Source organism: Thioclava sp. JM3 (assembly GCF_002213185.1).
GTDB classification, from domain to species: domain Bacteria; phylum Pseudomonadota; class Alphaproteobacteria; order Rhodobacterales; family Rhodobacteraceae; genus Thioclava; species Thioclava nitratireducens.
In genome coordinates this window covers 455298-469484 of the sequence record NZ_NBOB01000001.1, presented here as the reverse complement: position 1 = coordinate 469484, position 14187 = coordinate 455298, and the positions used below count along the sequence as shown (strand labels likewise).

The following is a 14187-nucleotide window of genomic DNA, read 5'->3' as shown; positions in this document are numbered from 1 at the left end:
GGGCGCTTGGGTGACGTCAGCGCGCGGATCGAGGTCATCCGGATTTGACCGCGATTAAGTACGGACCACATGACGAGGGACGCCCGCCCGGCGATCGGGCGCTGCCCTCTGTAACCTCACTCCAAGGGCGGCGCGCTGGCCTCCACCACGGTCTCCATCGCGACATAGCTCGACGAGGAATGGACATGGGGCAGGGTGGACAGCTCTTCCGACATGATCCGCCGGTAATCGGCCATGTCGCGGGCGCGGATCTTCACCAGATAATCGAAGCCCCCGGCGATCATGTAGCACTCTTCGACCTCGGGGATCGCGCGCACCGCGGCGTTGAACGCCTTCAGCGCGGTCTCGCGCGTATCGCTCAATTTCAGCTCGATATAGGTCACATGGGTCAGGCCCAGCTTGATCGGCGAGATCATCGCCCGGTAGCCCTTGATGAGCCCGGTTTCCTCCATTTGGCGGATGCGCGCGGCCACCGGCGTCTTCGACAAGCCGACCCTGCGCGCTATCTCAGCCACGGGAAGGCGTGCATCGGCGATAAGCTCGTTGAGGATTCGCCTGTCGATCGCATCGATCTCTTCACTCATGGGCTACAGAGTCTCCAAAAATAAGTTCCAGAGACCATCGCTTAGCAAATCTTTGCGCCAATCGCCTAGGGGAAATCGAATAGCATCGGACAATCAGACTCAAGGGAGGATCGCATGGGCGACACGTTCGATCAGTTCACGACACAGGCGAAATTCGCCGAAGAAGCCGCGCTTCTGGAGCGGCTAAAGGGCCAGGCCGAACTGAGCGAGAGTGATCGCAAGCAGATCTCCGCCCGCGCGGCAAAGCTCGTGCGCCGTATCCGGACCGAAGCCAAACCGACGCTGATGGAGCATTTCCTCGCGGAATATGGCCTGTCCACGCAGGAAGGCGTGGCGCTGATGTGTCTGGCCGAGGCGATGCTGCGCGTGCCCGATGCCGAGACGATCGACGCGCTGATCGAAGACAAGATCGCGCCGTCGGACTGGGGCAAGCATATGGGCACCGCGTCGTCCTCGATGGTCAACGCCTCGACCTGGGCGCTGATGCTGACGGGCCGCGTGCTCGAAGACGAAAAGCCCGGCATGGCAGGCGTGTTGCGCGGGGCCGTGCGCCGTCTGGGCGAGCCGGTGATCCGGGCCGCCGTCAGCCGCGCGATGAAGGAGATGGGGCGCCAATTCGTTCTTGGCGAGACGATCAAGGACGCGCTGAGCCGAGCCAAGAAGCTCGAAGATCGCGGCTACACCTACAGCTACGACATGCTGGGCGAGGCCGCTCGCACCGCGCGCGATGCCAAGCGCTACGCGAAGGATTACGCCGACGCCATCGCCGCCATCGCGAAGGTCTGCAAGGACCGCCCCGTGGCCGAAAATCCCGGCATCTCGGTGAAGCTCTCGGCGCTGCATCCGCGCTACGAGGTCGCCAAGGAAGAGCGCGCCATGGCCGAGATCGTGCCGGTGCTCAAGGATCTGGCGAAGGCCGCGAAGGCCGGGAACATGGGCCTCAACATCGACGCCGAGGAGCAGGACCGTCTGGTGATCTCGCTCAAGATCATCAAGGAGGTTCTGTCCGACCCCGAGCTAGCCGGCTGGGACGGGTTCGGCGTGGTCGTGCAGGCTTACGGCAAACGCGCGAGCCTCGTGATCGACTGGCTGGGCGCTCTGGCGGAAAAGCTCGACCGCAAGATCATGGTGCGTCTGGTGAAAGGCGCCTATTGGGACACCGAGATGAAGCTCGCGCAGGTCGAAGGCCTGCCGGACTTCCCGCTGTTCACCACGAAGGCTGCGACCGATGTCAGCTACCTTGCCAATGCGCGCAAGCTGTTCAGCTATACCGACCGCATCTATCCGCAATTCGCGACCCACAATGCCCATTCGGTCGCGGCGATCCTCGAGATGGCCGAGGGCCGTCCCTATGAGTTCCAGCGCCTTCATGGCATGGGCGAGCGTCTGCACGAGATCGTCCACCGCGAAGAGGGCACCCGCTGCCGCATCTACGCCCCCGTCGGCGCGCATCGCGACCTGTTGGCCTATCTGGTGCGTCGCCTGCTGGAGAACGGCGCGAACTCTTCCTTCGTGCACCAGATCGTCGATGAGGACGTGGCGCCCGAGACCATCGCGGAAGACCCGTTCGTGCAACTCGAGACGGCCGAGCGTTCGGCGATGCTCAAGCTTCCCTCGGAGGTGTTCGCCGAGTCCCGCGAGAATTCCATGGGCTTCGATCTGACCGACGAGGGCACGCTGGCGCGCATCGACGCCGCCCGCAATGTGGCGATCCCGGATGCGGGCCCGCTCGTGGCGGGCGAGGCGACGGGCGAGTCCGTGGCCGTCATCAACCCCTCGACCGGCGAAGAAGTGGCCCGCGTCACCGAGGCCGACGAGGCCTGTGTCGCGGCCGCCATCGACGCTGCGCGTCCGTGGGCTGCCCCGGTCGCTGAGCGCGCCGCCGTTCTGCGTCGCGTGGCGGAGCTTTACGAGGAAAACTTCGGCCCCTTCTTCGCGGTGCTTGCGAAAGAGGCGGGCAAGAGCCAGCTCGACGCCGTGGGCGAATTGCGCGAGGCGGTCGACTTCCTGCATTATTATTCGGCGCAGGCCGAAGAGAGCGACCCGACGGCGCGCGGCATCTTCGCGGCGATCAGCCCGTGGAACTTCCCGCTGGCGATCTTCACCGGACAGATTTCGGCGGCGCTGGCTGCCGGTAATGGCGTGATCGCGAAGCCGGCCGAGCAGACGCCGCTCGTCGCCGCCATCGCCGTGCGCCTGATGCATGAGGCGGGTGTGCCGCGCGACGTGCTGCAACTGCTGCCGGGTCAGGGCGAGACGGTGGGCGCAGCCCTGTCGTCCAACCCGAAGATCGCGGGTATCGCCTTCACCGGCTCGACCGAGACGGCGAAGATGATCCGCCGGTCGATGGCCGACAATCTCGATCCGACCGCGCCGCTGATCGCGGAAACCGGTGGTCTGAACGCGATGATCGTGGATTCGACCGCGCTGCCCGAACAGGCGACGCGAGACATCATCGCCTCGGCCTTCCAGTCGGCGGGTCAGCGCTGCTCGGCGCTGCGCTGCCTCTATGTGCAGGAAGACGTGGCCGAGAACCTGATTTCGATGATCAAGGGCGCGATGGACGAACTGTCGCTGGGCGATCCGTGGTATCTGTCGACCGATGTCGGCCCGGTGATCGACGGCGAGGCGCAGGAAGACATCGCCGCCTATATCGCGAATGCCGAGAAAGAGGGCCGCGTGCTGCACAAGCTCGACGCGCCGTCGAAGGGCCATTTCATCGCGCCGACGCTGGTGAAAATCTCCGGCATCGAGGCGCTGGAGCGTGAGGTCTTCGGCCCGGTTCTGCATATCGCGACCTATCGCGCAGAGGATATCGAGAAGGTGTTCGCCGCGATCAACGCCACCGGCTACGGGCTGACCGCCGGTCTGCACAGCCGGATCGACAACCGCGTGCAGGAGGTCTCGGACGCGCTGCATGTCGGCAACCTTTACGTCAACCGCAACCAGATTGGCGCGGTCGTGGGCTCGCAGCCCTTCGGGGGCGAAGGTCTGTCGGGCACGGGGCCGAAAGCGGGTGGACCGCTTTACCTGACCCGCTTCGCGATGGCGCCTGAGGCGTCGTCGAAAAACGGCGAATGGGGCCACAAGGCCGATCTCGACACGCTGCGCAAAAAGCTTGCGAAAGCGGCGGCGAAGGCCGAGGCGGCGGGGCCGCTCGAGGCGCTGGAACTGCCGGGCCCGACGGGCGAGGCTAACACGCTGCGTCGCTATCCGCGCGGGCCGATCCTGTGCCTCGGGCCGGGCGAAGCTGCGCAGGTGGCGCAGATCAAGGAAGTCGAGAAGCTGGGCGGCGTGGCCGTCGGGGCCGATGGCAAGATCGCCCCGGAAGTGCTTGAAACGCTTGAGGATATCGCGGGCGCCATCTGGTGGGGCCACGATACGCGCGCCCTTGTGAAAGCGCTGGCGAAACGCGAAGGGCCGATCCTGACGCTGACCACCGGCGCGGTGCAGAAGGCCGATGTCCTCCACGAGCGGCATCTGTGCGTCGACACCACCGCGGCGGGCGGCAACGCGGCGCTGCTGGCGGGGTAAGCCCCGCTAGCCTGCTAGCCCACATCCTCGGAGGCCACCGACATCGCCTTGATGATCGCGTGGCACCTCTTCCCCTCGGTCAGGCCAAGCGCCGCGACCGAGCGGGTGGTGAGCCGGGCCAGCAGATGCTCGTCGCCCATCTTCAGGCGGGCATAGACGCTGGGGGGAGCCGCAGGACGCAGCTCCGTGACCGTCACCGGCAGGATGTTGAGCGCAGAGAGGCCTTCGGGCCGCGCAACCGCAAGAGTCACGTCCCCCGCATGGATTCGTAGTCGCAGCGATTGGCCGGGCTGACCTTCCCGATAGGGCAGCAGCACCGGCCCGCCTGCGGTGTCGATCCGGGTCAGGCCGTCGGCTTCCTGCGCCATGACACGTCCCGAAATCACCGCCCCCGCTTCGCGCTGCCCGAGCGCGGGGGCGAGTGTCGGATCGGACAGAATCTCGCGCGCGGGGCCGAAACCGCGCAGCCGGCCGGCCTCGATCAGCGCGATGGAGGTGGCGAGACGCGCGACCTCGGCCGGTGCGTGGCTGACATAGAGGATGGGAAGTTTAACTTCGTCCCGTAACCGCTCGATATAGGGAAGGATTTCCGATTTTCGCGCAGCGTCCAGCGCGGCGAGTGGCTCGTCCATCAGCAGCATCCGCGGGTTCGACAGGATCGCGCGACCAAGCGCGACGCGGCTTTTCTCACCGCCCGAGAGCGCGGCGGGACGGCGCTCCAGCAGCGCGCCGAGGCCGAGCATATCGATGATGTGGTCGAACTCCGGCGCGGTCTTGGTTTTGTTGAAACGCTGCCCGTAGAGTAGGTTTGATCTGACGCTCAGATGCGGGAACAACCGGGCGTCCTGGAAGACATAGCCGATGCGGCGCTTGTGGGGCGGCAGGCAGATCCCGGCCTCGGTCTCGAGCAGCACCTCTCCATTGACGACGATCCGCCCCCGGTCGGGCCGCAGCAGCCCCGCGACCGCGTTCACCACGGTCGTCTTGCCCGCGCCGGACGGGCCGAACAGCGCGGTCACGCCCTCAGGCGCGGTGAAATCTACGTCGAGATCGAGCGCCGGCAGGCGATGGCTGAGCGAGATTTCCAGCATCAGTTCTGTCCCGCGATCCGCGCCGCGATCCGTCGCGCCAGCCACTCCGAGACCAACAGCGCGCCAAGCGCCAGCGTGACCGAGATCACCACCAGCCGCGCGGCCTCGACCTCGCCGCCCGGCACCTGCAATTGCGAGTAGATCGCGAGCGGCAGGGTCTGGGTCTGGCCGGGGATGTTCGAGACGAAGGTAATCGTCGCGCCGAATTCGCCCATCGCCTTGGCGAAGGCGGTGATCGCGCCCGCAAGGATGCCGGGCAGGATCAGGGGCAGGGTGATCGTTGCGAAACTGGCGATGCGCGAGGCCCCGAGGGTGGAGGCCGCCTGTTCCAGCTTCGGGTCCACCGCCTCGATCGCGAGCCGGATCGCGCGCACCATCAGCGGAAAGGCCATGATCCCGGCGGCCAGCGCTGCCCCGCGCCATGAGAAAGCCACCGTGATCCCGACCCGCGCCAGCGCCGCCCCGATCACCCCGTTCGGCGCGAAGCCTATCAGCAGCAGGTAGCCAGTGACGACCGGCGGCAGGATCAGCGGCAGATGCACCAGCCCGTTGACGAGGCTGCGCCCCGGAAAGCGCCAGCGGGCCAGCGCATAGGCGACGAACAGCCCTGGCGGCAATGACAGCAGCGTCGCCCAGCCTGCCACTTTCAGCGAGAGAAAGACTGCTTGCCAGTCGGAGGACGACAGCCAGCTCATTTCAGTGTCTCGAAGCCTTGCTCGTGGAAGATCTTCGCGGCGGCGTCGGATTTCAGCTCGGCATAGAAGCTTTTCGCCGCGTCGCTATCGGTGAGGCGGGCGGCGGGGTAGCGGATCGGTGGGTGGCTGTCTTCGGGGAAGGTCGCCACGACATGCACGCGCGGCTCGGCCACGGCGTCGGTCGCATAGGTGATCCCGTAGGGTGCCGCGCCAAGTGCCACCATCGCAAGTGTCGCGCGCACGTTATCGGCCTGCGCGACTTCGGGCTCGACCTTGGACCAGAGCCCGTAATGCTCCAGCGCCGCCTTGCCGTATTGGCCTGCGGGCACCGCGTTCACCAGCGACATGGCCAGCTTGCCGCCATCCAGAAGCGCGTCGAAATCGAGATCGCGAGAAATCGTCACCGGTTTCGCTTTCGGATCATGGGCGATCAGCACCAGGTGGTTGGCCAGCAGGTCCTCCTGCACCTTGATGCGGCCCGTCTTCGCGACCGTCTCCATCCAGCCGGGATTTGCGGAGATGTAGATATCGGCCGGTGCTCCGGCGGCGATCTGGCGGGCCAGCGCACCGGACCCGGCGAAGGAAATATGCGCCACGTCGCCGGTCTTCGTCTCCCAGAGCTTCGCTACCTGATCGAGCGCGGTCTTCATCGAGGCGGCGGCGAAGATCGTGACCTCCTCTGCGCGGGCGGGTAGCGAGAGGCTCGTCGTCGTAAGCGCAAGGGCGAGGATGCGGGGCAGGGACATGGGGCCTCCTTCGATATGTTTCATCAGACATATTGCAGCGCAGATCGCCAAAGGCAAGCGCGTGCCGCCGCGGGAAGGGCTCAAAAGGAAAAGACCGGCGCATCGCTGCGCCGGCCCGTTCTAGGAGGTCTAATGGAAAGGCTTAGCCTCCCGAACTTTCGTTTTGCGCAGGCGCCGAGGCCTGATCGCTGGAGGGATATCCCGGACCCATCAGCTTGCCGTCGACCTCTTTGCCGTAGAAGCCCTGATGGTTGTGGTGCCATTTGTCGACGGCGTCCTTCACCGTCACGTCGCCGATCTGCCGCGGGTCGTTCGGGCGCGGATGGCTGTCGACGAAGGCGGCCACGTCCCAGGCTTCCTGCACGGTCAGTTTGTTCGGCTCCGACAGCGGCATGTTATGCTTGATGAAGGCGGCGGCGGCGTTGATCTTGTGCATGCCCGCGCCCCAGTTGAAGCTGTTCGGCCCCCAGAGCGGCGGGAAGACGACCTTGCCGTTGATGTCCTTCTGACCCTGACCGTCGGCGCCGTGGCAGACCGCGCAGTTCTGGGCGAAGACCGCTTCGCCGCGCTGGCGCGAGGGCTCTTTCGCGGGCTTGTCGATCTTGCCGAAGCCTGCGCCTTCCGGTTTCTCGCCCGTGGGCAGACCCTTGGACATCCAGAAGAAATAGGCCTGCAGATCGCGATAGACATCCGAGCCATAGGGCGGCGGTCCCCCCGAGGGCGAACCTTGCGCGTTCATCGAATAGGTGAAGCAGCCTTTGATGCGGTCCTCCATGGTGTTCACCATTTTGTTCTTGCCGCGATATTTCGGATAGACCGGGTAGGCGGCCCACATCGGCGCGGAGAAGGCCTGGCGGCCCGCGTCGAGGTGGCAGTTCGAGCAGGACAGGTCGTTTCCGACGAAGTCATGCGCGTTGGTGCCGGTATCGTTGAAAATCGCCATGCCTCGGCGGACCGACTTGCCGAAATCGTCGTCGGGAATGGTGCTCTCCGCAGGCGGGGTGAAAAGCTTCGCCTGCTGCGTGTCGCCACCGCTTTGCTGCGCGGCGGCCTCGGCTTCGCTCTGGTCACGCGTGGCGCCGGTCAACCAGCTGGGTGCGAGGCCGAAATTTACCAGCAGCGAGCCCAGCACGACCAGTGCGAGGCCACCGCCTACCGCGAGGATCGCGCGCAGGGCCGTCTTGCCGCGGGAGGGGGCGGTCTCTCCGCGCGGAGGGATGTCGGACGGGTGCTTGTTACTCATTGATCCACTCCTTCACGCACCGGGATGTTGCTTTCCATCGCGGCCAGTTCGGTTTTGTCCATCGCCGGCATCGGGGCGAGCGAGGCGAGGTAATCGGCCACCGCGCGCCGATCCGCATCGTTCAGCGCCTTGCCGATCCCCGCCATCAGGCCGAGCGGCGAGTTATGGCGCGCGCCGCCTGCCCACATCGCGAGTTGATGCGCGACATAGGCCGGCTGCTGCGCGGCGATCCCGGGAAAATTCGGCGCGACGCCGACGCCCGAGGGCCCGTGGCAGGTGAAGCAAGCCGGAACGCCGATCGACCAGTCGCCTTCCTTGGCAAGCTGTGCGCCGCGCTTGAGATCGCCTTCCAGAGAAGGCTTCGCGCCCGAGGGGCTGGTCATCGTGGCGTAGTAGTTCGCCAGTTCGACGATTTCCTGATCGCTCAGCCCCTTGGCCACATAGGCCATCGAGTCGTTGGGCCGGGTGCCTTTCTGGAAGTCGTGCAACTGCTTGGCCAGATAGGGCGCCGGAAGGCCCGCCAGCCGTGGCACGGTCTCGGTGCCTTCGCCCTTGTCGCCGTGACAGCTTGCGCAGGCCCAGACCGTGTCCGAGCCCTGACTGACGAGCTGCGCGACGCGCTCGGACCCGGGGCCTTTCTCGGCAGCTGCGGATTCCGGCTGCGCGGGCAGGTTGTTGATCAGCCCCGCGAGGCCGGCGCCGCCATCGAGCGGGTCCATGTCGCCCGCCACCTTGCGGATATCGGCGACCTCCGGGGCGCTGATGGTCTTGGCGTCGTCATTGAGCTCGGTGGCAACATAGGATGCGACTTCGGAGATTTCGGTGTCGCTGAGAACAGAGCCGAAGGCGGGCATCTCGCCCTCGTAGCTCTCGCCATTGACGTTGAGCTTGCCACCGATGCCGCGCATCACGATCTGGGTCACCGCCTTGGCGCCGCCCAGCTTCACGATGTCAGAGCCGTGCAGCGGGGGGAAGGCGCCGGTGACGCCTTCACCGGCATCGCCATGGCAGGTCGCGCAATTGTCCGCGAACAGCGTCTTGCCCGCGTCGAGATCGGGCGCGGCGGCCTGCGCGAGTTTCGTGGGCTCCTGCTTGGCCGCTTCGGTTTGCGCCTTGTCCGCGACCTGGACGGCGGTGCTGGTCTGGACCAGCATGATCACCCCCCAGATCGCGAGCGCGATCGCGATCGAATAGACGGGCCACGGGATGCGGCGGGTTGCCTCGAACGGCTCGAAAGTCTCGTCGGGACGCCGGGGATCGGGTTTCTTGTCGGTCATTCTTGTCTCCGTCGTCTCAGTTCGAGGCCTTGGTGGCATCGGTCGCTTCGCGTTGCTTCTCGGCGATCAGCGCGTAGCCGTTGTCGCGCAGACCGTCCTTCGGCGGAGCGTATTGGCGTGTCATGCCTTGCAGATACGTCACGAGGTCGAGCGCATCCTGCTTGGCCACGATCACACCGGATTTGGGCGCGTATTTCGCGGGCAGCTTGACCACCACATCGTCAGGCCCGGCTTTGTCCTTATGCGTGAAGAGGTAGGGATAGGCGGGCATGATCGACCAGCTGGAGATCGCGCGGGGCTGATAGAGATGGGTCAGTTGCCATGCCTGCGAGGGCATGCGGTCGCCGATATCCATCAGGTCCGGCCCGGTGCGCATCGTGCCCAGCTGGTGAGGGGCGTCATAGGCGTAGTCGCCCGCGACCGAGGCCCGGCCCCAGCCGCGCTCGGCATCCGGGGCCTGTGCCAGCGAACGCGGCTGCTGCGAGTGGCAGTAGAGGCAGCCCAGTGAGACATAGACCTCACGGCCGCGCGCCTCGGCCTCGGTGTAAGGCTTGAGCCCCGTCGTCGGTCCCTGTGCGCTGATCTGCATGCCCGGCGCGATCACCAGGAACAGGGTCGCGAGCGCGAGGATCGCCAGCGCCGTGATTGCGAGAGGAAGATAGCGGTTCATTCTGCAGCCACCATGTTGTCGGTTTCGGTCTCACGGGTCTTCTTGGAAAAGCCGAGCGCAATGAGGTTGATCGCCAGCAGCACATGGCCCAGCGTCATCAGCCCGCCGCCGAGCGAACGGCCTTCAAGATAGGGCTTGAGCAGGGTCACGCTGTCGGCGAAGGGCTTCGTCGCATCGAGCTGGGCAAGGCCCTGCAGCACGCCGCCGATGGTCAGCGAGAAGAAGTAGATCGCGAAGCCGATCACGTTCAGCCAGAAATGCCATGCGATCATTCGCGGGAAGGGCCAGTATTTCCCGGTCGCGCGCGGCACGACCTGATAGATCACGCCCATCAGCACCAGCGACACGAAGGCATAGGCGCCCAGATGCGCGTGCGCCACCGTGTAATGGGTGAAGTGGGTGATCGTGTTGACCGAGCGCAGCGCCTCGATCGAGCCCTGGAAAGAGGCCAGCGTGTACATCACCGCCCCGAAGGAGATGAAGCGCAGCGGGATCGACTCCTTGAGCGCCCAGAGATTGGCCGCCACCGTGACGTGCTGGTTGATCGCCACCGCGATCACGGGAACGAACATCATCACCGAATGGACGACCGAGAGCGTCACCAGCCAGGTCGGGACCGGGCCGCCGATCAGGTGGTGGATGCCGACCTGGCTGTAGAACAGCGCCAGCGCCCAGAAGCCAACCAGCGAGAGCGCGTAGGAATAGACCGGTTTGCCGATGATCTTCGGGATGAAGTAATAGGCCGCGCCCACGCCCAGCGGCGTCAACCAGAGGCCCAGCACGTTATGGGCGTACCACCAGTTCATCGTGGCCTGCTCGACCCCGTGATGGCCGCCGGGAATGTTGGCGATGACGAACAGCACCGGGAACCAGAGCACCGCGGCGAGGAAATACCAGCCGGAGACGTAGATGTGATGGACGTTCCGGTGCTTCGCGGTCGAGATCAGCGGGGCCACGAAACAGGCCGCGCCGGCTGCGAGGACGATGTCGATCTGCCACGGGATCTCGAGCCATTCGAGCCCGTCGGTCCAGCCGTTCGCGATGGCGAACACGCCTGCGGCGAGGCCGATATTCCAAAGCACGATCCCGGTCTTCAGAAGGCCCGTCATGCGCAGTTCGGTGCGGAAGATACGCGGGAGGATCCAGCAGACGGCGGCGAGGCCGCCCTGGCTCGCCCAGCCATAGGCGACCGAGTTCAGGTGCACCGTGCGCATCCGCCCGAAGGTCATCTGCGCAGTTCCCGACATCAGATCGGGCAGGTGCAGTTCCAGCGAGGCGGCCAGCCCGTGCAGCGAGCCGTAGATCAGCCAGAACACCGCCGCCGCGATGAGCCACATCACGACGCTGGAGGAACTCGCGTCGATACCGGCGCGCGCCGCGTTGAAGTGGTGAGGGTCGTTCGGCGCGTCGGTATCCGCGCCCTCGCCGGGCTCGAAGATGGTCCGCGCGTCGTCGGCGTCTGGCGTGTGGACCTGCTTGTTCGCGATCGCCCAGATCAGGATCGTCAACGCCAGTAGCGAGATGACGAAGCTGAGGGCGAGCAGCAGGCCGAGCGTTTCGGTGATTTGCATTGGCTGGCTCCGGTGTCAGGTTTGACCCGGGCCGAGCCGGTGCGACGCGTGGATGCTCGTCACTGTTCCATTCTCCCTTTAGCCCGGTCGGTCGGTTCTTGTTCACGTCGTTTTCACGAACAATGCATGGCGGAGTGATCTGTTCCAAACATTCAGATGTATGCAGATGTCGGGCGCACCAACGCCCGCCGAGGGACGATCACGACCATGTGGCGCGGGCGCCGGATGTTCGCGAGCGCCCAGAATGATGCAGTCACGGGGGCGCGACCACCTCTCCTCACGCGATGATGATCTTGGTTGAACGAGCCGCTCGGAGAGCCTTCCTCTGCGGAAAGCGCACGCGTTAGCCGGGCCTTGTTTTTCGGGCGGAAATCCGCTGGCGGGACGCTCGCGAGGCGCTCCCGCAGCGCTGATCGGGGCAACGATCTCGTGATCCGCGGCTCACGATTGCCGTGAGATGAGTTGAAAGCGGGGCGGGGTTCCCCAAGGGGCAGGGCGGTAGACCGCTTCCAGGGATAGGGGAACCGATCGGGCCGCAGATGCGATTCCGATACAGGAGCGCGCGGTGCGCGCCGCCTTGCGTGGCGTGTCGCAGCGGATCGCGCGAGATGCGATGGAAAGGCAGGCTCGAGAGTGGCCGTGAACGAGAACTTCAAGGATCACGCCGCCAACGAGCGGACCTTCCTCGCGTGGCTCCGCACGGCCGTCGCGATCGTCGGGGTCGGGCTCACCGCGGCGAAGTTGACCCGGACGGATCTTCCGCAATGGTCCGATCTGGCGATGGTGCTGAGCGGCGGGGTCGTGGTGATCCTCGCCTTCGTGCGCATGCGGATGCTGCGCGCCGCGATCGAAAGCGGCAAGGCCCCGGACAGCCAAGGAACCAACTGGCCCGAGCTGGTGCTGTTTGCGCTGGTGATCGCGCTTCTGGTTCTGCTCGGGATTTTCATCCTGCATGTCACCTGACACTCTTGCATCTTCGTCGCCGCACAGGCTTGATGCCGCCAAATTATGGAGGACATTACATGAAACTTCTGCGTCACGGGCTTATCGGAGCCGAAAAACCGGGGCTGATGGACGGTCAGGGTGTGATCCGCGACCTGTCGGGCCAGGTCGCCGATATCGGGGGTGCGGTGCTCTCGGATGACGGGTTGGCGGCGATCGGCTCGCTGGACGTGTCCGAGCTGCCCGCCGTGCCCGAAGGCACGCGTCTGGGCGCGCCGATCGCGGGCATCGGGAAGATGATCTGCATCGGGCTGAACTATGCCGACCACGCTGCGGAATCGGGCGCGACGGTGCCGCCGGAGCCGCTGATCTTCATGAAGGCCACTTCCGCGATCCAGGGCCCGAACGATCCGATCGTGATTCCGCGCGGCGCCGAGCAGACCGACTGGGAAGTCGAGCTGGGCATCGTCATCGGCAAACCTGCGAAATACGTCTCGGAAGAGGATGCGATGGATTACGTCGCGGGCTACGTGCTCGCCAACGACGTGTCCGAGCGCAGCTACCAGAAGGACCGCTCGGGCCAGTGGACCAAGGGCAAGAGCTGCGACAGCTTCGGCCCGCTCGGACCGTATCTGGTGACGCGCGACGCGGTGGCCGATCCGCAGAAGCTGGCGATGAAGCTGAGCGTGAACGGCGAAGTGATGCAGAACGGCTCGACCGAGACGATGGTCTTCGGCGTGAAGAAGCTGGTCAGTTACCTCTCGCAATTCATGACGCTGCATCCGGGCGACGTGATCTCGACCGGCACCCCTCCGGGCGTCGCGATGGGGATGGAGACCCCGCGCTTCCTGCGGCCGGGCGATGTGGTGGAGCTGGAGATCGAAGGACTGGGCCAGCAGCGCGCCGAGGTCGTGGCCGACGCCTGAGGCAGGTCTTTGCGAACAGGGCAGGGCGCGCGGAACACTCGCGCGCCCTTTTCATGCGCGATTACAGCCGGATCGGGTCGTCCTTGGCGATCCGGTCGAACTCCATCAGCGTCTGCACCAGCTTCGGCATCTGGTTGAGCGGAATCATGTTCGGCCCGTCCGAGGGCGCGCTATCGGGCGCCTCATGGGTTTCGATGAATACTCCCGCAATGCCCAGCGACACCGCCGCACGCGCCATCACCGGCGCGAATTCGCGCTGACCGCCAGAGGAGCCGCCCTGACCGCCGGGCTGCTGCACCGAATGGGTCGCGTCCATGATCACCGGGTAGCCGGTCTTCGCCATCTCGGGCAGGCCGCGCATATCGGCGACCAGCGTGTTGTAGCCGAAGGAGGTGCCGCGCTCTGTCAGCAGGATCTTCTCGTTGCCGGTGGAGGCGACCTTCTCGGCCACGTTGGGCATGTCCCACGGCGCGAGGAACTGGCCCTTCTTGATGTTCACCACGCAGCCGGTCTCGCCCGCGGCCAGCAAAAGATCGGTCTGGCGGCACAGGAAGGCCGGGATCTGGATCACGTCGACGACGGCGCCTGCAATCCGGGCCTGTTCCGCGTCGTGGATGTCGGTCAGCACCGGGCAGCCGATCTCTGCGCGCACCTCTTCGAGGATCTTCAGTCCCGCGTCGATGCCGAGGCCGCGCTTGCCTTTGAGGCTGGTGCGGTTGGCCTTGTCGTAGCTCGCCTTGAAGATGAACTGCGCGCCCGCCTGGTCGCAGGCGCGGGCCATTTCCTTCGCGATCATCATCGCATGGTCGCGGCTTTCGAGCTGGCACGGACCCGCGATCACCGTCAGCGGGCGATCGTTCGAGACGGTCAGCCCGCCGATTTTCACGTCTTTCATTTCTCTCTCCGCA

Annotated in this window: 12 protein-coding genes; 3 read left to right on the top strand and 9 right to left on the bottom strand. The window is 65.6% G+C overall.

The window, feature by feature from the left end; genetic code table 11:
- Positions 1–116: 116 nt before the first annotated feature.
- Positions 117–584 carry an Lrp/AsnC family transcriptional regulator gene (locus B6V73_RS02240; RefSeq protein WP_075774978.1) on the bottom strand — a complete coding sequence of 156 codons (468 nt, stop codon included), beginning with the start codon at positions 582–584 and terminating at the stop codon, positions 117–119.
- Between the two features lie 114 nt (positions 585–698).
- On the opposite strand from B6V73_RS02240, the gene putA reads away from it, so the two are divergent.
- Positions 699–4118 (top strand): bifunctional proline dehydrogenase/L-glutamate gamma-semialdehyde dehydrogenase PutA, encoded by a 3420-nt coding sequence (putA, locus tag B6V73_RS02235; protein ID WP_088724390.1) that lies wholly within the window; start codon positions 699–701, stop codon positions 4116–4118.
- A 14-nt stretch (positions 4119–4132) separates the two neighbouring features.
- Here putA and modC read toward each other — a convergent pair whose 3' ends face one another.
- From modC to B6V73_RS02200, 7 genes are all read right to left on the bottom strand, one after another.
- Complete coding sequence (modC, locus tag B6V73_RS02230) at positions 4133–5209, bottom strand: molybdenum ABC transporter ATP-binding protein (protein ID WP_088724389.1); 1077 nt, start codon at positions 5207–5209, stop codon at positions 4133–4135.
- The gene (gene modB, locus B6V73_RS02225; protein ID WP_088718504.1) at positions 5209–5904 is read right to left on the bottom strand and encodes a molybdate ABC transporter permease subunit; all 696 of its coding nucleotides are present in this window, start codon (positions 5902–5904) and stop codon (positions 5209–5211) included. The genes modC and modB overlap by 1 nt, the downstream gene beginning before the upstream one ends.
- Positions 5901–6650 carry a molybdate ABC transporter substrate-binding protein gene (gene modA / locus B6V73_RS02220; RefSeq protein ID WP_088724388.1) on the bottom strand — a complete coding sequence of 250 codons (750 nt, stop codon included), beginning with the start codon at positions 6648–6650 and terminating at the stop codon, positions 5901–5903. The genes modB and modA overlap by 4 nt, the downstream gene beginning before the upstream one ends.
- 142 nt (positions 6651–6792) lie before the next feature.
- Positions 6793–7893 carry a c-type cytochrome gene (locus B6V73_RS02215; RefSeq protein ID WP_088724387.1) on the bottom strand — a complete coding sequence of 367 codons (1101 nt, stop codon included), beginning with the start codon at positions 7891–7893 and terminating at the stop codon, positions 6793–6795.
- Positions 7890–9170, bottom strand: coding sequence for a c-type cytochrome (locus tag B6V73_RS02210; protein ID WP_168174848.1), 1281 nt, complete (start codon positions 9168–9170; stop codon positions 7890–7892). The genes B6V73_RS02215 and B6V73_RS02210 overlap by 4 nt, the downstream gene beginning before the upstream one ends.
- Before the next feature lie 16 nt (positions 9171–9186).
- Positions 9187–9840, bottom strand: coding sequence for a cbb3-type cytochrome c oxidase subunit II (locus B6V73_RS02205; protein WP_088723379.1), 654 nt, complete (start codon positions 9838–9840; stop codon positions 9187–9189).
- Positions 9837–11411: a cbb3-type cytochrome c oxidase subunit I gene (locus tag B6V73_RS02200; protein WP_240504083.1), complete on the bottom strand. Its 1575-nt coding sequence runs from the start codon at positions 11409–11411 to the stop codon at positions 9837–9839. Before B6V73_RS02200 ends, B6V73_RS02205 begins: the two co-directional genes overlap by 4 nt.
- 633 nt (positions 11412–12044) lie before the next feature.
- Between B6V73_RS02200 and B6V73_RS02195 the strand changes: the two genes are divergently transcribed.
- The gene (locus B6V73_RS02195; RefSeq protein ID WP_240496886.1) at positions 12045–12374 is read left to right on the top strand and encodes a DUF202 domain-containing protein; all 330 of its coding nucleotides are present in this window, start codon (positions 12045–12047) and stop codon (positions 12372–12374) included.
- 59 nt (positions 12375–12433) lie between these two features.
- Positions 12434–13279 (top strand): fumarylacetoacetate hydrolase family protein, encoded by an 846-nt coding sequence (locus B6V73_RS02190; protein ID WP_075774974.1) that lies wholly within the window; start codon positions 12434–12436, stop codon positions 13277–13279.
- Positions 13280–13340: 61 nt separating this feature from the next.
- Here B6V73_RS02190 and kdsA read toward each other — a convergent pair whose 3' ends face one another.
- Positions 13341–14174 (bottom strand): 3-deoxy-8-phosphooctulonate synthase, encoded by an 834-nt coding sequence (gene kdsA / locus B6V73_RS02185; protein ID WP_088718509.1) that lies wholly within the window; start codon positions 14172–14174, stop codon positions 13341–13343.
- Between the last annotated feature and the right edge of the window lie 13 nt (positions 14175–14187).